Annotated in this window: 17 protein-coding genes; 10 read left to right on the forward strand and 7 right to left on the reverse strand. The window is 56.8% G+C overall.

The genetic code is table 11. The features are described 5' to 3' along the window. The first annotated feature begins 363 nt into the window (after positions 1 to 363). Complete coding sequence (locus ACJTMZ_RS06930) at positions 364 to 1,647, forward strand: citrate synthase (protein ID WP_006809584.1); 1,284 nt, start codon at positions 364 to 366, stop codon at positions 1,645 to 1,647. Positions 1,648 to 1,730: 83 nt separating this feature from the next. Here ACJTMZ_RS06930 and nei read toward each other — a convergent pair whose 3' ends face one another. From nei to ACJTMZ_RS06965, 7 genes are all read right to left on the reverse strand, one after another. Beyond that, a complete protein-coding gene (nei, locus tag ACJTMZ_RS06935) occupies positions 1,731 to 2,522 on the reverse strand; it encodes an endonuclease VIII (RefSeq protein WP_408626888.1) in 792 nt (263 codons plus the stop codon). Between the two features lie 18 nt (positions 2,523 to 2,540). After that, a complete protein-coding gene (gene pxpA, locus ACJTMZ_RS06940; RefSeq protein WP_047365466.1) occupies positions 2,541 to 3,281 on the reverse strand; it encodes a 5-oxoprolinase subunit PxpA in 741 nt (246 codons plus the stop codon). Further along, a complete protein-coding gene (gene pxpC / locus ACJTMZ_RS06945; protein WP_047365452.1) occupies positions 3,268 to 4,200 on the reverse strand; it encodes a 5-oxoprolinase subunit PxpC in 933 nt (310 codons plus the stop codon). Before pxpC ends, pxpA begins: the two co-directional genes overlap by 14 nt. After that, positions 4,194 to 4,850: a 5-oxoprolinase subunit PxpB gene (gene pxpB, locus ACJTMZ_RS06950; RefSeq protein ID WP_047365450.1), complete on the reverse strand. Its 657-nt coding sequence runs from the start codon at positions 4,848 to 4,850 to the stop codon at positions 4,194 to 4,196. Before pxpB ends, pxpC begins: the two co-directional genes overlap by 7 nt. A gap of 14 nt (positions 4,851 to 4,864) precedes the next feature. Then, entirely contained in the window at positions 4,865 to 5,608 is a 744-nt protein-coding gene (locus tag ACJTMZ_RS06955; protein WP_026094364.1) for a type 2 GTP cyclohydrolase I, read from the reverse strand. A gap of 10 nt (positions 5,609 to 5,618) precedes the next feature. Next, positions 5,619 to 7,031 carry a deoxyribodipyrimidine photo-lyase gene (gene phrB / locus ACJTMZ_RS06960; protein WP_047365448.1) on the reverse strand — a complete coding sequence of 471 codons (1,413 nt, stop codon included), beginning with the start codon at positions 7,029 to 7,031 and terminating at the stop codon, positions 5,619 to 5,621. A gap of 598 nt (positions 7,032 to 7,629) precedes the next feature. Then, complete coding sequence (locus ACJTMZ_RS06965; protein WP_003858637.1) at positions 7,630 to 7,836, reverse strand: YbfA family protein; 207 nt, start codon at positions 7,834 to 7,836, stop codon at positions 7,630 to 7,632. A 309-nt stretch (positions 7,837 to 8,145) separates the two neighbouring features. Here ACJTMZ_RS06965 and kdpF point away from each other — a divergent pair, with 309 nt between their 5' ends. From kdpF to potE, 9 genes are all read left to right on the forward strand, one after another. Then, positions 8,146 to 8,235, forward strand: coding sequence for a K(+)-transporting ATPase subunit F (gene kdpF / locus ACJTMZ_RS06970; RefSeq protein ID WP_003858638.1), 90 nt, complete (start codon positions 8,146 to 8,148; stop codon positions 8,233 to 8,235). Further along, entirely contained in the window at positions 8,235 to 9,914 is a 1,680-nt protein-coding gene (kdpA, locus tag ACJTMZ_RS06975; protein WP_047365446.1) for a potassium-transporting ATPase subunit KdpA, read from the forward strand. Before kdpF ends, kdpA begins: the two co-directional genes overlap by 1 nt. 18 nt (positions 9,915 to 9,932) lie before the next feature. Continuing rightward, a complete protein-coding gene (kdpB, locus tag ACJTMZ_RS06980; protein WP_017384978.1) occupies positions 9,933 to 11,981 on the forward strand; it encodes a potassium-transporting ATPase subunit KdpB in 2,049 nt (682 codons plus the stop codon). 12 nt (positions 11,982 to 11,993) lie between these two features. Then, entirely contained in the window at positions 11,994 to 12,569 is a 576-nt protein-coding gene (gene kdpC, locus ACJTMZ_RS06985; RefSeq protein ID WP_408626889.1) for a potassium-transporting ATPase subunit KdpC, read from the forward strand. Continuing rightward, complete coding sequence (gene kdpD / locus ACJTMZ_RS06990) at positions 12,570 to 15,257, forward strand: two-component system sensor histidine kinase KdpD (protein ID WP_252010887.1); 2,688 nt, start codon at positions 12,570 to 12,572, stop codon at positions 15,255 to 15,257. After that, positions 15,254 to 15,931: a two-component system response regulator KdpE gene (gene kdpE, locus ACJTMZ_RS06995; protein WP_003858643.1), complete on the forward strand. Its 678-nt coding sequence runs from the start codon at positions 15,254 to 15,256 to the stop codon at positions 15,929 to 15,931. The genes kdpD and kdpE overlap by 4 nt, the downstream gene beginning before the upstream one ends. 278 nt (positions 15,932 to 16,209) lie before the next feature. Beyond that, positions 16,210 to 16,314 carry a leader peptide SpeFL gene (gene speFL, locus ACJTMZ_RS07000; protein WP_003858645.1) on the forward strand — a complete coding sequence of 35 codons (105 nt, stop codon included), beginning with the start codon at positions 16,210 to 16,212 and terminating at the stop codon, positions 16,312 to 16,314. A gap of 255 nt (positions 16,315 to 16,569) precedes the next feature. Further along, positions 16,570 to 18,768 carry an ornithine decarboxylase SpeF gene (gene speF, locus ACJTMZ_RS07005; RefSeq protein WP_015571121.1) on the forward strand — a complete coding sequence of 733 codons (2,199 nt, stop codon included), beginning with the start codon at positions 16,570 to 16,572 and terminating at the stop codon, positions 18,766 to 18,768. Then, the gene (potE, locus tag ACJTMZ_RS07010) at positions 18,765 to 20,078 is read left to right on the forward strand and encodes a putrescine-ornithine antiporter (protein WP_045339312.1); all 1,314 of its coding nucleotides are present in this window, start codon (positions 18,765 to 18,767) and stop codon (positions 20,076 to 20,078) included. The genes speF and potE overlap by 4 nt, the downstream gene beginning before the upstream one ends. The last annotated feature ends 119 nt before the right edge of the window (positions 20,079 to 20,197 follow it).

A 20,197-nucleotide genomic window follows, 5' to 3' on the forward strand; every position in this document is an offset into this window, starting at 1 on the left:
TTGACAAATGTTAAACAATATTGTTACAAACGTCATCAGAAAAGGCATATAATGCGCAAAAGTTATGAGGTCTCTCTTTCACCTGACAAATAGTTATGTAACAGTGTGATGGTATTGACCGAAGTTATCAGGACAGTTATTAGTGATATACAGGTTTGAATAATTCGGACTGCAAAAACGCTGATTTGCTGTTGTTTCACTGATATTTCATTCGTTTACCTGCAAGGCGCCATAGCTCTGTACCCTGGTTTCTCCTCGTGAGCTGAGCGGTAAGCCAAATAACAATCTGGTAACGATGATTAACAGCTGAAAGCAAATCCGGTAAAGCGCAGTCTTAAGCATAAGGCGCTAAGGAGACCGTAAATGGCTGATACAAAGGCAAAACTCACCCTAAATGGTGATGATGCTATTGAACTGGATGTGCTAAAAGGCACGCTCGGTCAGGATGTTATTGATATCCGTACGCTGGGTTCCAAAGGGGTATTCACCTTTGACCCTGGATTCACCTCCACCGCATCTTGCGAATCCAAAATCACCTACATTGACGGTGACGAAGGTATCCTGCTCCATCGCGGCTTCCCCATCGATCAGTTAGCCACCGAATCCAACTATCTGGAAGTGTGCTACATCCTGCTGAACGGCGAAAAACCGACGCAGGCCCAATACGATGAATTTAAAACCACCGTGACCCGTCACACCATGATCCATGAGCAGATTACCCGTCTGTTCCATGCGTTCCGTCGTGACTCTCATCCGATGGCGGTCATGTGCGGTATTACCGGTGCGCTGGCGGCGTTCTACCACGATTCTCTGGACGTGAATAACCCACGTCACCGTGATATCGCGGCGTTCCGTCTGCTGTCTAAAATGCCTACCATGGCGGCGATGTGTTACAAATACTCTATCGGTCAGCCGTTTGTGTACCCACGCAACGACCTCTCCTACGCGGGTAACTTCCTGCGTATGATGTTCTCCACGCCGTGCGAAGAGTACGAAGTGAACCCGGTGCTGGAACGCGCAATGGACCGTATTCTGATCCTGCACGCTGACCACGAACAAAACGCCTCGACCTCTACCGTCCGTACCGCGGGCTCTTCCGGCGCGAACCCGTTCGCCTGTATCGCTGCGGGCATCGCCTCCCTGTGGGGACCGGCGCACGGCGGCGCGAACGAAGCGGCACTGAAGATGCTGGAAGAAATCAGCTCCGTTGAGCACATTCCTGAGTTCGTGCGCCGCGCGAAAGACAAGAATGACTCCTTCCGTCTGATGGGCTTCGGTCACCGTGTTTACAAAAACTACGACCCGCGCGCGACCGTCATGCGTGAGACCTGCCACGAAGTGCTGAAAGAGCTGGGCACCAAAGATGATCTGCTGGAAGTGGCGATGGAGCTGGAACACATCGCGCTGAACGACCCGTACTTCATCGAGAAGAAACTCTACCCGAACGTCGATTTCTACTCTGGCATTATTCTGAAAGCGATGGGCATTCCGTCATCCATGTTCACCGTAATCTTCGCCATGGCGCGTACCGTGGGCTGGATTGCGCACTGGAACGAAATGCACAGCGAAGGCATGAAAATCGCGCGTCCTCGTCAGCTGTATACCGGCTACGAGCAGCGTGATTTTAAGTCTGACATTAAGCGCTAAAAACACGCCCGGCGGCGCTTCGCTTGCCGGGCCTACAAGTGCGAGATGTAGGCCGGGTAAGGCGTAGCCACCACCCGGCTTTTTTACATCTGGCACCCAGGACACCAGTAAAACGGCCTGGAAGAGATCGTCGCCTTCTCAATCACCCCGCCGCACCGCTCACACTTTTTACCTGCCCGATGAAACACCTTGAAGCGGAACAGCGCCCCGTGATGCTTGTTCTCATCCACCACGCCGCGCGTGTTGTACGACAGCCGTGGAATATCCAGTAACGCGTGCGACAGCGCCTCCAGCTGTTCATCGCTCAGCTGCGACGCTTTGTGACGCGGCGCCAGCCCCACTTCCCAGAGGATCTCCACCCGCAGGTAGTTTCCCAGCCCCGCCAGAAATGCCTGATCGAGCAATAGCCCGGAAAACTGCCGGTTGCTGAATGTGGGGGATAACAACCGGGCTTTCACATCGCTTGCCGTCAGACGCATGTCGAGCACGTCCGGCCCGACCCGCTGTAAGAACGGATGCATCAGCAGCTGCTCCGGCGTAAACATTTCGATATCAGAGGCGCTGTAAAGCAGGATCGCCTTATCCGCCGTTTGTAGCCGCACGCGCAGCACGCGGGTCGTTTGCGGCTGCTCGTCCGCCTCCACCACCCGCCAGACACCGTAAAGCTGATTATGGCTGTATAACGTCAGGTTATGGGAAAAGTGGGTGAGTAACGCCTTGCCGCGCGTTTCAATGTGGGTCACCGTCTGCCCCACCAGCTGCGATTCAAACGGCTTGAGTTGAGGAAAGGCAAACCAGACGTGTGTCAGAGGTTTGCCCTTTATCGCCGCCTCCAGGCTATCCGCCGCGCGCCGGATCTCCGGACCTTCTGGCATGTTATTGTCCTTTCATGATTATTCTGCGCTGACAACAATGCCCTCTTCCGAGAACGCCATCCGCAGGCGTCGCGCAAACTGGAGCGCATGCTCGCCGTCACCGTGTAAGCACACCGTATCAGCCTGAACGTTTGCCGTTGTCCCCTCCGTTGAGGTTACTCGCCCGAAGCGCACCATCTCCAGCGTCTGCGCCAGCGCTTTACCTTCGTCGGTGATCAGCGCACCGGCCTGCGTACGCGGAACAAGGCTACCGTCCGGCAGGTATCCCCGATCGGCAAACACTTCCTGCCGCGTAGTCAGCCCCAGCCGCTCTCCGGCACGGATAAGCTCGCTGCCCGCCAGGCCTACCAGAATCAGTTGTGGATTACAGTCCCGCACCGCGCGGGCAATGGCATCCGCCAGCGCCGGATCTTTCGCCGCCTGGTTATAGAGCATGCCGTGCGGCTTGACGTGGCGCAACACGCCATTCTCAGCGCGCACTATCGTCTCCAGCGCGCCGATCTGGTAGAGCATTTGCGCGTAAACCGTCTCAGGCGGCAGATCCATCGCTGTGCGACCAAAGTTTTCCCGGTCGGGAAAGCTGGGGTGAGCGCCAATCGCCACGCCGTTTTTCATGGCATTGCGCACGCTCGCCAGCATGGTCTGCGCATCGCCGGCATGAAACCCGCAGGCGATATTCACCGAGGAGACCAGCGTCATCAGCGCCGCATCGGCGTTGCTGCCCTCCCCCAGATCGGCGTTTAAATCAATCTTTACCATCGAGCCTCCACGCCAGCTGTTCGAGATAACGCTGCTGATCCTGCCGGGCTTTCAGCGCCTCCTCCAGCGAACACTGCACAAAATGAATGGGCTGACCGAGAGGAATTTGCGCCAGATGGTAGCGATCCGCTTCGATAATGCAGGCAATACGCGGATATCCCCCCGTGGTTTGCGCATCGTTCATCAGTACGATGGGCTGCCCGTTGCCCGGCACCTGAATCACCCCGGGCAACAGACCATGGGAAAGCAGCTCCCGGTCAGTCGTGCGGGTCAGCGGCTGGCCCTGAAGCCGGTAACCCATGCGGTTACTCTGCGGGCTGATCTTCCACGGCGAGCGCCAGAAAGACTCTTTCGCGGCTTCATCAAACTCATGGTATTCCGGTCCTGGTAAGGCGCGGATCACGTTCCCCCACAGCAGCTGTTTCACGCCCTGCGTGGTGGTGAAATGGCGCGTTGAGGTCTTTATTCGCAGACGATCGCCGTCACGCAGCAGCCGTCCTTCATGGCCGCCCATTCCCGCTTTCTGGTCGGTGCTGGATGAGCCCAACACCTCCGGCACGTCGATCCCCCCCGCCACCGCAAGATAGCTGCGCACGCCGTGCAGAGGACGCTTGAGCGTCAGACGCTGCCCGGCCTTCGCCCGCAATCGCCAGCCGGTCCACACCGCTTTGCCGTCCAGCGTCGCGTCACAGCCCGCGCCGGTTAAGGCAAACCAGGTTTCCTGACCAAACTCAATCACGCACTGACCCAGCGTAATTTCTAACGCCGCCGTGCTGCCTGCGTTACCTACCAGCAGGTTGGCAATCTCCAGCGAAGGGCGATCGAGCGCACCGCAGAAGCTCACGCCCGACTGACGCAGCCCAAAACGCCCGGCATCCTGTACCGAGGTGTAAAGCCCTGCGCGAATAAGCGTTAACATACCCCCTCCTTCTGCGGGATAAAGCGCAGGGTATCCCCCGGACGCAGGAGTATGGGCGCGTCCTGGCCTGGTTCAAATAACGGCGTGGACGTGTGCCCAATCAGCTGCCAGCCTCCCGGTGAGGCGAGCGGATAAATTCCCGTTTGCTCGCCACCAATCGCCACGCTGCCCGCCGGTACGCTCAGGCGCGGCTCAGCCCGGCGCGGCGTATGCAGCTGGGGCGATAACCCGCCCAGATAGGGGAAACCCGGCTGAAACCCCAAAAACCAGACAACATAGTCGACTGAGCTATGCAGCTCCACAACCTGCTTCTCCGTTAATCCACAGTGTTCGGCCACCACGCCAAGGTCAGGGCCACCTTTGCCGCCATAGACAACCGGGATCTCAATCGTTCGCGATTCCGGCTCCAGCGCCTCGCTCTCCTCCCACCAGCGTTGCAGACGCTCAATGGCATCCAGCGCCCCCGTGTGCGGATCACGCAGCACCACGGTGATATTATTCATACCCGGAATAGCTTCAACCACGCCGGGTCGCTCGGGCAGTCGCTGAGCCAGACGCCAGATACGCTTTTGCGTGGCAAGCGTCACCGGAGGCTCAAGCTCCAGAACTACCGCGGTTTCACCCAGAAGATAACAACGCGCTCGCTGCACTTAACTACCTCTCATCAGGCCGGATTAGGGATATCAATAAACGTCACATCCAGATCGGTATTTTCCGTCAGCCACTCGCTGAGGGCGCGGATGCCGCCACGCTCGGTGGCGTGATGGCCCGCCGCGTAAAAATGCAGGCCTTGTTCACGGGCTGAGTGAATGGTCTGCTCGGAGACTTCGCCGGTAATGAAGGCGTCGACACCAAAACGCGCCGCGCTGTCAATAAAGCCCTGGCCGCCGCCGGTGCACCATGCCACGCGCTTCACGGTATCCGGCCCGGTGTCGCCGCACCACAGCGGACGACGCCCCAGGCGCGCTTCGATCCACGAAGCCAGCTCCAGACCCGGAACCGGCATCGACAGTTCGCCCCACGGCACCAGAGGTTCAATTTCACCCATCACGGTAATCCCCAGCAGCTGCGCAAGCTGAACGTTATTTCCCAGTTCAGGATGCGCATCGAGCGGCAGGTGATAGCCGTACAGATTGATGTCATTCGCCAGCAGCGTTTTAAGTCGGTTGCGCTTCATGCCGCGAATAATCGGTGATTCGTTTTTCCAGAAATAACCGTGGTGGACAATCACCGCATCGGCTTCCTGACGCACCGCCTCATCCAGCAGCGCCTGGCTTGCCGTTACGCCGGTGATGATTTTTTGCACCGCCTCGCGCCCCTCCACCTGCAAGCCATTCGGCCCGTAGTCGCTAAACGAAGCCGTGTTGAGTTTTTCGTTAATCAGGCGTTCCAGTTCACTGTTTTTCATCATCATTCTCTCAAACTTTTCGGGCGGCTTCGTACGCCGCCAGCGTGGCGACGCGCGCCTGTTTATGGTCGACAATGGGACGGGGATAGTTCAGGGTAACACGCTGTTTATCCGCCCATACCCAGGGTTCATGAATGGCTTTGGCCGGGACATCCTTAAGCTCCGGCAGCCAGCGACGGATAAACTCGCCGTCGGCGTCAAATCGTTGTCCCTGCGTGGTCGGATTGAAGATCCGAAAATAGGGAGCCGCATCCGTTCCGGTGGAGGCCGCCCACTGCCAGCCGCCGTTATTCGCCGCCAGATCGCCATCGATCAGCTGAGAGATAAAATAACGCTCTCCGGTTCGCCAGTCGATAAGCAGATCCTTCACCAGGAAGCTGGCGGTAATCATACGCAGACGGTTATGCATCCACCCGGTTTCATTGAGCTGCCGCATAGCCGCATCAACAATCGGGAAGCCGGTGAGCCCACGCTGCCATGCTTTAAGCAGCTTCTCATTCGACTGCCACTGTACCTGTTCGGTCCAGCGAATAAAGGGCCGATGTTTACACAAATCAGGATGATACGTCATCAGATGGCGATAAAACTCACGCCAGATCAGTTCGTTCAGCCACACTGCGCCCGCACCCCCGTCTAAGGCCTGAGGCTGTTCCGCCAGCAGGCGATGTAAACACTGGCGCGGAGAGAGCGCGCCCAGCGCTAAACAGGCCGACAAGCGGCTGGTGCCTTCAGTCGCTGGAAAATCCCGACGCGCCTCGTACTCCGCCGCCCCCTGCGTGCAGAACTGACGCAACCGGGCGATAGCCGCTTTCTCGCTGGCGGGGAATACTGTTTCATCGAACGACTGCTGGGGATAATTCAGCCTGATCGCCGGCAGATCCGTTATCGTTTCCCCTCTCACGGTCGGGGCGGTAACGCACTCAGGTAGTCCCTCTTTCAGGCGTTTGATAAAGGCATTTTTAAACGGCGTGAAAACTTTATACATCTCGTGGTTACCGGTCATTACGCTGCCCGGCGCGAGCATCACGCTGTCATCAAAGCCTTCACAGACCACGCCCGCAAGGGTTTTCTCCAGCTGACGATCCCGCTGTTGCTCGTTGAATTCATACTGATAGTTGTAATAAAGATGCGTTACTGCGTGCTGCTGGCAGATTGCCTGCACCGTCTGGCGCTGCGCGGCGAAATCATGGGCCTCTTTATAGATCAGCGGAATGCCTTTTTCAGCCAGTGAATGTTGCAGGTCATTCAGATACGCGCTGAGTAGTGCCACTTGCCGGGGCGCCATGTCATGCTGCCGCCACTGTTCAGGCGTGGCGATAAACAGTGCCAGCACATTCGCGTCTTTAGCGCGGCAGGCCGCCGCGAGAGCGAAGTTGTCGTGAATGCGTAAATCCGCGCGAAACCAAACCAGATGGGTGGGCATAAAACTCCTGGCAATTGTCCATTATGTCCGTAAGGGCATGCCGTAAAAGGAAAAAGGCACGCTTTGAACTACTTTGCCATGAAGTGTAGACGGGATGAAATAAAAAAGGCCGCCCAAGGCGGCCTTAACGCTACTTGTCCTGCGCTATCAGGGTAAAGGCAATAAACACATCCGGTTTATCACTCTTTACAACGAGTGCGCTGGCGACAATGAACGCGATGCATAAATAGCGTTTCACTATGCGGTCCCTGCTGCTAACCGCTCCACCTATCACCACCGGTGATAAATCGGTGGACACAAGCCCGGGTAGGTGGGCTGCTTTACGGCTATGGATACACCTTTCCCAGGACCGATGCCCATTTGCGAGATGGCGGAAAGGGACGTGGCATAATAATTAGCACCAACACCAAAAGTAAGTTATTTCAGTAAAATTAGGAATTTATAAAGGTGAAGTGGATTGTGAACTTTTTAAAGAAGGGTATGATAAAAATCCCGGGTAGGGGCTGCAAGATTACCCAACGGACCGCGAATCCCGAGGGACAAAAAAACCGCCACATTGCTGTAGGCGGTTTTTTTATGGCTACGATGTCACACCGTATCAGTAGAAATCGCAGGTCGCTTTCTCGGCCTGATCCATCCACACCGGCTTCTCGCTGGTTTTCGCCCAGACGCGGTGCAGGTAACTGTAGAAACGTGCGCGATCTTTCCAGAACAGCATCACCGGCAGGGCCAGCACGCCAGCCACTACGGCGAAAGTGCGACGCATGAAAATGATATGAGCCGGAAACTCTTTATAAAGATCCATAATTTTCTCCCCTGTAGTTGGCCGGAAACCGTCTCTGGAAAATGTGAAATCTGTGACCTGGTTAAAATAATACCGCTTTGTTTGTAATTTTACTACTCATCCGACCACTTATTTTCATTCATTTCGTGAATATTTACATTCCCGCCTGTAATTAAGTTACAAAAAAGTTAACAATTTACTTACCAATAGTTAAATTGTGGTCTTTCCCTTTTTATACTTTTTTTACACCTGCCCTTCTGATTTTTGCGAAATCTTTGCGCCATAAATCCTACCGTTTGTACAACAACAAAAGTCACCCGGAGGTGGATTGTGAGTGCAGGTCTGATTGCCGGCATCGTGCTGGTGTTCCTGTTATTGGGTTATCTGATTTATGCCCTGATTAATGCGGAGGCATTCTGATGGCTGCTCAGGCGTTTTTGCTTATTGCCAGCTTTTTACTGGTACTGTTTGTGCTCGCCAGGCCGCTGGGAACAGCGCTGGCGCGGCTGATAAACAACGTGCCATTGCCTGGCACGCGAAATATTGAAAACGTGCTCTGGCGCATTTCAGGTATCAGCGACCGGGAAATGAACTGGCGCCAGTACCTGATGGCGATACTGCTTCTGAATATCCTGGGACTTATTGCCCTCTTTACGCTGCTGATGCTCCAGGGCAGTCTGCCGTTGAACCCGCAGCAGTTACCGGGTTTATCCTGGCATCTGGCGCTGAACACGGCGGTCAGCTTTGTCACCAACACCAACTGGCAGTCTTACGCCGGTGAAACCACGCTCAGCTACTTCAGCCAGATGGCCGGGTTAACCGTGCAAAACTTTCTTTCTGCGGCCAGCGGTATCGCGGTGATCTTCGCCCTGACGCGCGCGTTTGCCCGTCAGAATGTCAGCACTCTCGGCAACGCCTGGGTTGATGTCACGCGCATCACTCTTTGGATCCTGGTGCCTGTTGCGCTGATTATTGCCCTGTTTTTTATTCAGCAAGGCACTCTGCAAAACCTGCTGCCTTATACCCCTTACACCTCGCTTGAAGGGGTCAGGGAACTCCTTCCTATGGGGCCGGTGGCGTCGCAGGAAGCGATCAAGATGCTGGGCACCAACGGCGGCGGCTTCTTCAACGCCAACTCATCGCATCCGTTTGAAAACCCAACGGCATTAACCAATTTTGTACAGATGCTGGCGATCTTCCTGATCCCCGCCGCGCTCTGCTTCGCCTTTGGCGATGTGGTTAACGATCGCCGCCAGGGACGTACGCTGCTGTGGGCGATGTCGTTGATCTTCGTGGTCTGTGTAGCACTGGTGATGTGGGCCGAATGGAACGGCAACAGCCACTTCATGCAGCTGGGGGCAAACAGCAATATCAACCTGGAAGGCAAAGAGAGCCGCTTCGGCATTCTTGCCAGCAGCCTCTATGCGGTGGTCACCACGGCGGCCTCCTGCGGGGCAGTGAACGCCATGCACGACTCTTTTACCGCGCTCGGCGGCATGATCCCGATGTGGCTGATGCAGATTGGCGAGGTAGTTTTCGGTGGGGTCGGTTCGGGGCTGTACGGCATGCTGTTGTTCGTTCTGCTCGCCGTGTTTATCGCCGGGCTAATGATCGGTCGCACGCCGGAGTATCTCGGCAAAAAAATCGACGTCCGCGAAATGAAATTAACCGCGCTGGCAATTCTGGTCACCCCCACCCTTGTGCTGCTCGGTACCGCGCTGGCGCTGATGACCGACGCCGGGCGCAACGGCATCTTTAACCCGGGCATTCACGGCTTTAGCGAAGTGCTTTACGCCGTTTCGTCTGCCGCCAACAACAACGGCAGCGCCTTTGCAGGATTAAGCGCCAACTCGCCGTTCTGGAACTGTTTGCTGGCGTTCTGCATGTTCATCGGACGTTTCGGCGTGATTATTCCCGTCATGGCGATCGCTGGAACACTGGTGAATAAGAAGATCCAGCCGACCACCACCGGTACGTTACCGACTCACGGCGCGCTGTTCGTCGGCCTGCTGATTGGCACCGTTTTGCTGGTGGGTGCCCTGACCTTTATCCCCGCCCTCGCGTTAGGCCCGGTTGCGGAATATCTCTCTTTACGCTGATTTTGCGGAGAATTTGTCATGAGTCGTAAACAACTGGCCCTGCTCGAACCGACGTTAGTTCGTCAGGCCCTCATGGATGCGGTAAAAAAACTGAGCCCGCGCGTGCAGTGGCACAACCCGGTGATGTTTATTGTCTGGACTGGAAGTTTACTCACCACCGCACTGGCGATTGCCATGGGAACGGGACAGCTTTCAGGGAATGCAACCTTTACCGGCGCCATCAGCCTGTGGCTGTGGTTTACCGTGCTGTTCGCCAACTTTGCCGAAGCGCTGGCGGAAGGCCGCAGTAAGGCGCAGGCCAACAGCCTGAAAGGGGTAAAAAAGACCGCCTTTGCGCGCAAATTACGCGAACCTAAATACGGCGCGCAGATGGACCACGTTCCGGCGGATGAACTGCGCAAAGGTGACGTGGTGCTGGTGGAAGCTGGCGACATCATCCCCTGCGACGGTGAGGTGATTGAGGGCGGCGCGTCGGTAGACGAAAGCGCCATTACCGGGGAATCCGCACCGGTGATCCGTGAGTCGGGCGGAGATTTCGCCTCAGTTACCGGCGGAACGCGCATTCTTTCCGACTGGCTGGTGATCCAGTGCAGCGTTAACCCGGGCGAAACCTTTCTCGACCGGATGATCGCCATGGTGGAAGGCGCACAGCGTCGTAAAACGCCGAACGAGATCGCCCTGACCATTCTGCTGGTGGCGCTCACCATTGTTTTCCTGCTGGCAACGGCGACCCTGTGGCCCTTCTCCGCCTACGGCGGTACAGCGGTTAGCATCACCGTACTGATCGCCCTGCTCGTCTGTCTGATCCCCACCACTATCGGCGGCCTGCTTTCCGCGATTGGCGTGGCGGGGATGAGCCGGATGCTGGGCGCGAACGTCATCGCCACCAGCGGACGCGCCGTTGAAGCGGCGGGTGACGTAGACGTGCTGCTGCTGGATAAAACCGGGACCATCACCCTGGGCAATCGTCAGGCCTCTGACTTTCTCCCTGCTCCCGGCGTGGATGAAAAAACGCTGGCTGACGCGGCGCAGCTTTCCTCGCTGGCCGATGAAACGCCGGAAGGCCGCAGTATCGTGATCCTCGCCAAGCAGCGCTTTAACCTGCGCCAGCGCGACGTTCAGAGCCTGCACGCCACGTTCGTGCCCTTTACGGCGCAAACCCGAATGAGCGGAATTAACATTCAGGACCGGATGATCCGTAAAGGGTCCGTTGATGCCATTCGCCGTCATATTGAAGCCAATAATGGACACTTCCCCCCGGAAGTCGACAACCTGGTGGAAAGCGTGGCGCGTCAGGGAGCAACCCCGCTGGTGGTGGCGGAAGGTGCAAGCGTTCTGGGGGTTATCGCCCTGAAGGATATCGTTAAAGGCGGTATTAAAGAGCGTTTCGCCCAGATGCGTAAGATGGGCATTAAAACAGTGATGATCACCGGGGATAACCGTCTGACTGCGGCGGCCATTGCCGCCGAAGCGGGCGTGGATGATTTCCTTTCCGAAGCGACGCCGGAAGCGAAGCTGGCACTCATTCGCCAGTATCAGGCGGAAGGCCGTCTGGTGGCGATGACCGGCGACGGCACCAACGACGCCCCGGCGCTGGCGCAGGCCGACGTGGCGGTGGCGATGAACTCCGGTACCCAGGCGGCAAAAGAGGCGGGCAACATGGTGGATCTCGACTCGAACCCGACCAAGCTGATCGAAGTGGTACATATCGGGAAGCAGATGCTGATGACGCGCGGCTCGCTGACCACGTTCAGTATCGCCAACGACGTGGCGAAGTATTTCGCCATCATTCCGGCGGCTTTTGCGGCAACCTACCCGCAGTTGAATGCCCTGAACGTGATGCACCTGCACTCTCCGGCCTCGGCCATTTTGAGCGCGGTGATCTTCAACGCGCTGATTATTGTCTTTCTTATTCCGCTGGCGCTGAAAGGGGTGAGCTATAAGCCGCTGACGGCCGCCGCCATGCTGCGCCGTAACCTGTGGATTTACGGTCTGGGTGGGCTGGTGGTGCCCTTTATTGGGATCAAGGTTATCGACATGCTGTTAACGCTGTTCGGGCTGGTTTAAAAGGTGGATCCAATGACGATGTTACGTCCCGCTATACTGTTGTTTATTCTGCTGTCTCTGATTACCGGCGGGCTTTACCCGCTGATGACTACCGCGCTGGGCCAGTGGTGGTTTAAAGATCAGGCCAACGGCTCGCTGATTATCCAGAACGGTGAAAACCGCGGCTCGCGTCTGATTGGGCAGAACTTTACGGACCCGCGCTACTTCCAGGGACGCCCTTCCGCCACTGCGGAAAGCCCGTATAATCCAATGGCCTCCGGCGGCAGCAATCTGGCTGGCAGTAATCCTGACCTGGACAAAGCCGTTGCTGAACGCGTTGCCGCCCTGCGCGCCGCGAATCCGCAGGCCAGCCGTGAGGTGCCGGTTGAGCTGATCACCGCTTCCGCGAGCGGGCTGGATTACAGCCTGACGCCGGATGCGGTGGTGTGGCAGATCCCACGCGTGGCAGCCGCCCGTCAGCTGACCGTCGAGCAGGTGAGCCAGCTGGTCGCAGAACATACGCAAAAGCTGCTGGTCAGCTTCATCGGCATGCCGGTAGTGAACATTGTTGAGCTGAATCTGGCGCTGGACGCGCTAAGGAAGAACTAAATGACCGACGAGCCCATGCGCCCGGATCCGGACAGGCTGCTTGAACAGACGGCTGAAGCCCACCGCGGCAAGCTGAAAATTTTCTTCGGCGCCTGCGCGGGCGTCGGGAAAACCTTCGCCATGCTGACGGAAGCCCAGCGGCTTCGGGCGCAGGGGCTTGATATTCTCATCGGCGTGGTGGAAACCCACGGTCGCAAAGAGACGGCTGCGCTGCTGACGGGGCTGGCGACGCAGCCGCCCCAGCGTATCAGCCATCGCGGGCGGCTGGTCACGGAGTTTGATCTTGATGCCGCCCTCGCCCGCCGCCCTGCCCTGATCCTGATGGACGAACTGGCGCACAGCAATGCGCCAGGCTCCCGCCATCCGAAGCGCTGGCAGGATGTTGAGGAGCTGCTTGAGGCAGGCATTGACGTCTTCACCACGGTAAATGTTCAGCATCTGGAAAGCCTGAACGACGTAGTGAGCGGCGTAACCGGTATCCAGGTGCGGGAAACCGTCCCCGATCCGTTTTTTGATTCTGCCGATGAAGTCGTACTGGTTGACCTGCCGCCGGACGATCTACGCCAGCGCCTGCACGAAGGCAAAGTGTATATTGCCGGCCAGGCCGAACGCGCCATCGAACATTTTTTCCGCAAAGGAAACCTGATTGCCCTGCGCGAGCTGGCCCTGCGCCGCACCGCCGATCGCGTTGATGACCAGATGCGCGCCTGGCGAGACCTACAGGGACAAGAGCGCGTCTGGCACACGCGGGACGCCATTCTGTTATGCATTGGTCACGGCAGCGGCAACGAAAAACTGGTTCGCACCGCCGCCCGGCTGGCAGCGAAATTTGGCAGCGTCTGGCACGCGGTCTACGTCGAAACGCCGCAGCTGCATGGCCTGCCAGAAAATCAGCGTCGCGCCATTTTGAGCGCGCTGCGGCTGGCGCAGGAGCTGGGTGCCGAAACCGCCACCCTTTCCGAACCGCAGGAAGATAAAGCCACTCTGCGCTACGCGCGCGAGCACAACCTGGGCAAGATTGTCATTGGACGTCGACAGCATCGCCGCTGGTTTAGCCGCGAATCTTTTGCCGACAGGCTGGCCCGCCGCGCGCCGGATCTTGATTTAGTCATCGTCGCGCTGGATGACAAGCCCGCCCCACTGCCCAACCGTACGCCGGATGCTCGCACCTTTGGCGATAAATGGCGCATTCAGATCCGGGGTTGCCTGGTGGCAGTGGTCCTTTGCGCCCTGATTACGGTGATTGCCAGCCAGTGGCTCATCGCCTTCGACGCCGCCAATCTGGTCATGATTTATCTGCTCGGCGTCGTTGTGGTCGCGCTCTTTTATGGCCGCTGGCCGTCGGTGCTGGCAACGGTGATCAACGTCATCAGCTTCGACCTTTTTTTTATCGCTCCGCGCGGGACGCTTGCTGTCTCGGACGTGCAGTACATTCTGACCTTTGCCGTGATGCTTACCGTCGGGCTGGTGATCGGGAATCTGACGGCAGGCGTACGCTACCAGGCACGCATTGCCCGCTATCGCGAGCAGCGCACGCGCCATCTGTATGAAATGTCAAAATCGCTGGCGGTTGGCCGCACGCAGCGGGATATCGTGCAGACCAGCGAGCAGTTTATCCGTTCGACCTTTCATGCCAGTAACCTGATTTTGCTCCCCGACGAACAGGGGCGCCTTCGCCCGCTGACCTCCCCTTCGGGGATGACGCCCTGGGATGAAGCGATTGCCCGCTGGAGTTTCGATAAGGGGTTACCTGCCGGCGCCGGCACCGACACGCTGCCCGGCGTGCCTTACCAGATCCTGCCGCTGCGCAGCGCGGATAAGAATCACGGGCTGGTCATCGTCGAGCCGTCTAACCTGCGTCAGCTGATGATCCCAGAGCAGCAGCGCCTGCTGGAAACCTTCACCCTGCTGGTCGCCAGCGCCCTTGAACGGCTGGCGCTCACCGCCAGCGAAGAGCAGGCGCGGCTGGCAAGCGAGCGCGAAAGTATTCGCAATTCGCTGCTGGCAGCGCTGTCTCACGATTTGCGCACCCCGCTTACCGTGCTGTTTGGCCAGTCCGAAATTCTGACGCTGGATCTGGCAGCGGAAGGATCAAAGCACGCGATGCAGGCCAGCGAAATTCGCCAGCACGTGCTGAATACCACGCGCCTGGTGAACAACCTGCTGGACATGGCGCGCATTCAGTCCGGCGGGTTTAACCTCAAAAAAGAGTGGCTCACCCTTGAGGAGGTTGTCGGCAGTGCGCTGAAGATGCTGGAGCCGGGTCTCGGCGGGCGACATATTGAGCTGGACATGCCGGAACCCCTGACGTTAATCCATGTGGATGGCCCGCTGTTTGAGCGCGTGCTGATTAATCTGCTGGAAAACGCGGCTAAATACGCCGGGACAAAGGCCCGGCTGGGGATTGCTGCCATGGTGGATAAACGTGTGCTGCGGCTCGACGTCTGGGATAACGGGCCGGGTATTCCGGCCGGTCAGGAGCGCGCCATATTCGAAAAATTTGCGCGCGGTAATAAGGAATCCGCCATTCCGGGCGTTGGGCTGGGTCTGGCGATCTGCCAGGCGATTGTCGACGTGCATGGTGGCACCATTTCCGCAGAGAACCGCCCGGAAGGTGGGGCACGCTTTTGTGTTACACTTCCTCTTGAAACCCCACCAGAACTTGATGAATTACCAGAGGATTTGTGATTAACGTTCTGATTGTTGAAGATGAGCTCGCTATCAGCCGATTTCTGCGTACCGCGCTGGAAGGCGACGGCTTGCGCGTGCATGAAGCCGGTACGCTTCAACGGGGGTTAATTGAAGCCGCCACCCGCAAGCCAGATCTGGTGATCCTGGATCTGGGACTTCCGGATGGCGACGGCATCGATTTTATTCGTGAGGTGCGTCAGTGGAGCCAGATGCCCATTCTGGTGCTCTCTGCCCGCACCGAAGAGACGGATAAAATCGCCGCGCTGGATGCCGGAGCGGATGATTATCTGATCAAACCGTTTGGCATTGGCGAGTTACAGGCCCGGCTTCGTGTGGCGCTGCGTCGACACAGCGCTACGTCCCCTTCCGATCCGGTGTACGCCTTTGGCGATATCCGCGTCGATCTTGCCGCCCGCCGCATCGTGCGAGGGGAAGAAGAGATCCACCTTACGCCTATCGAATTTCGTCTGCTGGCCGTGCTGCTCAATAACCACGGAAAAGTGTTAACGCAGCGACAGCTGTTAAGCCAGGTCTGGGGACCGAATGCTGTCGAGCATAGTCACTATTTACGCATTTATATGGGACACCTTCGCCAGAAACTTGAAGCCGATCCCGCGCGTCCTCGTCATTTATTAACAGAAACCGGTATCGGATATCGGTTTATGATCTGAATAAGTATTCACTTTAATTTTAAATAAAAAACATACCAGCCTTAATATAGCCATGAAAATAACGATGAGTTTATTTTCATAGCTATATCCGCCCTCTTTAAACACAATTAAAACATCAAATTAACACCGAACCAACAAAACAGCATTTTGATCTGCGTTATTCACTCAAAACGACTAATTATTTCTAAAATGATCGGTTATTGGTGATCTGTTTCACAGTTAATCCCTTTTTCCTGGATAAAATGACCATGCTTTCAATTACTGAAAGGAAACTGAACATGGAAAACAATAATCGTTTAATGCCCCATATAAGGCGGACAACACATATCATGATGTTTGCCCACCGTAACTGTTTTGACTTTCATCTCTTTAACGCCCGGTAGTCCTTCGACTTCTGGCGCATCTGCTTACAGGTTATCCTGAAAAACGCTATTTTACAGGCTGTTGCCTGTGAACACCTGCGCTCATTCCTTGTGATTCAGATTCTCCGCAACCGGGCGGACTGAATTCTACTCAGCAAAAAAGCAATTAACTGATTTCGTATCAGCGGACACGCTTTGCTTTTTTTTCCGGAAATAATCGATTTCTTTACCGCAAGAAGTCGAGGGCCCCATATTGCCTGAAATAAAGAGATAAAGATGAAAACGTTAAAAATTGCCGTCAGCCGTGCCTGTCCTGAATGCTTTACCACTTCGCGCGACATCGTGGATATCACCGCATCAGATTATATTGATGTGGCAGCCGTGGTTCTGGCCGTCAGCGATATTTTCAATGGCGCCATAGAAGAAATAGAAGCCACGGGATTCGGTATCCCGGTGTTTATTGCCACGCATAAAGAAGAAAGGGTTCCGGCTGAATTTCTGTCGCGTATTCACGGCGTTTTTGAGTACTCCGACACCAGCAATGCGTACTACGGACGCCAGCTTGAAGCGGCTGCGCAGAAGTACGAAACCCAGCTCCGCCCGCCGTTCTTCCGCGCGCTGGTCGATTACGTCCAGCAGGGGAACAGCGCGTTTGACTGCCCCGGACATCAGGGAGGCCAGTTCTTCCGCCGCCATCCGGCCGGAAACCAGTTTGTCGATTTCTTTGGCGAAACGCTTTTCCGCGCCGATCTGTGCAATGCCGACGTGGCAATGGGCGATCTGCTGATCCACGAAGGCGCGCCATGCATCGCCCAGCAGCATGCGGCAAAAGTCTTTAATGCGGATAAAACCTACTTCGTGCTGAACGGCACCTCCTCTTCCAACAAGGTGGTGCTCAATGCCCTGCTCACGCCAGGCGATCTGGTGCTGTTCGATCGCAATAACCATAAATCTAATCACCACGGGGCGCTGTTACAGGCGGGCGCGACGCCGGTGTATCTGGAAACGGCGCGCAACCCGTATGGGTTTATCGGCGGTATCGACGCACACTGTTTCGACGAGAGCTACCTGCGGGAGCTGGTGTCGGAGGTCGCGCCTGGCCGCGCGCGGGATGAACGTCCGTTCCGTCTGGCGGTGATCCAGCTGGGCACCTACGACGGTACCATTTATAACGCCCGTCAGGTGGTGGATAAGATTGGTCACCTGTGCGATTACATTCTGTTTGACTCCGCCTGGGTGGGTTACGAGCAGTTTATCCCGATGATGGCCGACTGCTCGCCGCTGCTGCTGGAGCTGAACGAAAACGATCCGGGCATTCTGGTGACCCAGTCGGTGCATAAGCAGCAGGCGGGCTTCTCGCAAACCTCGCAAATCCATAAGAAGGACAGCCACATAAAAGGCCAGCCGCGCTATGTCCCGCATAAACGCCTCAACAACGCCTTTATGATGCACGCCTCCACCAGCCCGTTTTATCCGCTGTTTGCCGCCCTGGATATCAACGCCCGCATGCACGAGGGGCAAAGTGGGCGCAACATGTGGATGGACTGCGTGGTGACGGGTATTGAAGCGCGGAAACTGATCCTTCAGAACTGTCAGTTTATTCGTCCGTTCGTGCCGGAGACGGTGGATGGCCGTCCATGGGAAAGCTGGGATACGGCAGAGATTGCTACCGATCTGCGCTTCTTCCATTTCGTTCCGGGCGAACGCTGGCACGCCTTTGAGGGATATGCCGAGCATCAGTATTTTATCGATCCCTGCAAACTGCTGCTGACTACGCCGGGCATCAACGCCCGCACCGGTGAGTACGATGATTTCGGCGTGCCCGCCACCATCCTCGCCAACTTCCTGCGTGAAAACGGTATCGTGCCGGAAAAATGCGACCTCAATTCCATTCTGTTCCTGCTCACCCCGGCGGAGGACATGGGCAAATTGCAGCAGCTCGTCGCCCAGCTGGTGCGCTTCGAAAAACTGCTCCAGAGCGATGTGCCGCTGAAAGAGGTTCTGCCCTCTCTTTATAAGCAACATCCGGAACGTTATGCGGATTATACCCTGCGTCAGATTTGTCAGGAGATGCATGACCTCTACGCCCGCCATAACGTGAAGCAACTGCAAAAAGAGATGTTCCGCAAGTCTCACTTCCCACGCGTCATGATGAACCCGCAGGAGGCGAACTATGCCTATCTGCGCGGTGAGGTCGAGCTGGTGTCCCTGCGCGACGCGGAAGGCCGTATCGCCGCGGAAGGCGCGCTGCCTTACCCACCGGGGGTGTTGTGCGTGGTGCCGGGAGAAGTCTGGGGCGGTTCCGTGCTGCGCTATTTCGCCGCGCTGGAAGACGGGATCAATCTGCTGCCGGGTTTTGCGCCGGAGTTACAGGGGGTTTACGTCGAGGAGTGTGACGGTCGCAAACAGGTGCGCTGCTACGTCATCAAACAACCTGCCGCTCAGCCATCGCTGCTGAAAGGAGAAAAATTATGAGTAAGGCCAACAAGATGGGCGTGGTGCAACTCACTATTCTCACCATGGTGAATATGATGGGTTCGGGGATCATCATGCTCCCCACCAAGCTCGCTGAAGTGGGGACGATTTCGATTATCTCCTGGCTTGTTACCGCCGTGGGTTCGATGGCGCTGGCGTGGGCGTTTGCCAAGTGCGGTATGTTCAGCCGCAAGTCCGGCGGCATGGGCGGCTATGCCGAATATGCGTTTGGTAAGTCCGGTAACTTTATGGCGAACTATACCTATGGCGTGTCGCTGCTGATCGCCAATGTGGCGATTGCCATTTCCGCTGTCGGTTACGGCACAGAGCTGTTTGGCGCGACGCTGACCCCGGTGCAAATTGGGCTGGCGACGATCGGCGTGCTCTGGATCTGCACCGTCGCTAACTTTGGCGGCGCGCGCATCACCGGACAGCTCAGCAGCATCACCGTCTGGGGCGTCATCATCCCGGTTGTCGGCCTGTGCATCATCGGCTGGTTCTGGTTCAGCCCGACGCTGTACGCCAATTCCTGGAATCCGCATCACGTACCGTTCTTCACCGCCGTGGGATCGTCCATCGCCATGACGCTGTGGGCCTTCCTCGGGCTGGAGTCGGCCTGTGCGAATGCGGAAGTGGTGGAAAACCCGGAGAAAAATGTGCCGATCGCGGTACTCGGCGGGACGCTGGGGGCGGCGGTGATCTATATCGTCTCAACCAACGTGATTGCGGGAATTGTGCCCAACATGGATCTGGCTAACTCCACGGCGCCGTTCGGACTGGCGTTTGCGCAGATGTTTACGCCGGAGGTAGGGAAAGTGATCATGGGACTGATGGTGATGTCCTGCTGCGGCTCGCTGCTGGGCTGGCAGTTCACCATCGCCCAGGTATTCAAATCTTCCGCTGACGAAGGTTATTTCCCGAAAATCTTCTCCCGCGTCACCAAAACGGATGCACCGGTGCAGGGCATGCTGGCGATTGTCATCTTCCAGAGCGGATTGTCGCTGATGACCATCAGCCCGTCACTGAACAGCCAGTTTAACGTGCTGGTCAACCTGGCGGTGGTGACGAACATCATTCCGTACATTCTGTCGATGGCGGCGCTGGTGATTATTCAGAAGGTGGCGAAGGTGGATCCGCGCAAAGCCCGGGCGGCCAATATCGTGGCGCTGATTGGGGCGATTTACAGCTTCTATGCGCTCTACTCGTCCGGTCAGGAGGCGATGCTGTATGGGGCGATGGTGACATTCATGGGCTGGACGCTGTACGGTCTGGTCTCACCACGGTTTGAACTGAAGAATAAACATAGTTAAAAAAGAAGCCCGGTGGCGCTGGCGCTTACCGGGCCTACGAGGTCAATGCAAAACGGCAACCCTGAGGTTGCCGTTTTTTATGTTTTCTCCCTCTCCCAGTGGGAGAGGGCCGGGGTGAG

This window comes from Enterobacter sp. DN (assembly GCF_046054285.1).
Classification (GTDB): Bacteria; Pseudomonadota; Gammaproteobacteria; order Enterobacterales; family Enterobacteriaceae; genus Enterobacter; species Enterobacter hormaechei_C.

Coding starts and splice junctions, on each gene's coding strand:
- phrB (WP_047365448.1), bottom strand. CDS start 7,031: ATGCCCACCCATCTGGTTTGGTTTCGCGCGGATTTACGCATTCACGAC.
- kdpD (WP_252010887.1), top strand. CDS start 12,570: ATGACCGACGAGCCCATGCGCCCGGATCCGGACAGGCTGCTTGAACAG.
- ACJTMZ_RS06965 (WP_003858637.1), bottom strand. CDS start 7,836: ATGGATCTTTATAAAGAGTTTCCGGCTCATATCATTTTCATGCGTCGC.
- kdpC (WP_408626889.1), top strand. CDS start 11,994: ATGACGATGTTACGTCCCGCTATACTGTTGTTTATTCTGCTGTCTCTG.
- potE (WP_045339312.1), top strand. CDS start 18,765: ATGAGTAAGGCCAACAAGATGGGCGTGGTGCAACTCACTATTCTCACC.
- kdpB (WP_017384978.1), top strand. CDS start 9,933: ATGAGTCGTAAACAACTGGCCCTGCTCGAACCGACGTTAGTTCGTCAG.
- nei (WP_408626888.1), bottom strand. CDS start 2,522: ATGCCAGAAGGTCCGGAGATCCGGCGCGCGGCGGATAGCCTGGAGGCG.
- kdpA (WP_047365446.1), top strand. CDS start 8,235: ATGGCTGCTCAGGCGTTTTTGCTTATTGCCAGCTTTTTACTGGTACTG.
- pxpC (WP_047365452.1), bottom strand. CDS start 4,200: ATGTTAACGCTTATTCGCGCAGGGCTTTACACCTCGGTACAGGATGCC.
- pxpA (WP_047365466.1), bottom strand. CDS start 3,281: ATGGTAAAGATTGATTTAAACGCCGATCTGGGGGAGGGCAGCAACGCC.
- ACJTMZ_RS06930 (WP_006809584.1), top strand. CDS start 364: ATGGCTGATACAAAGGCAAAACTCACCCTAAATGGTGATGATGCTATT.
- speFL (WP_003858645.1), top strand. CDS start 16,210: ATGGAAAACAATAATCGTTTAATGCCCCATATAAGGCGGACAACACAT.
- ACJTMZ_RS06955 (WP_026094364.1), bottom strand. CDS start 5,608: ATGAAAAACAGTGAACTGGAACGCCTGATTAACGAAAAACTCAACACG.
- speF (WP_015571121.1), top strand. CDS start 16,570: ATGAAAACGTTAAAAATTGCCGTCAGCCGTGCCTGTCCTGAATGCTTT.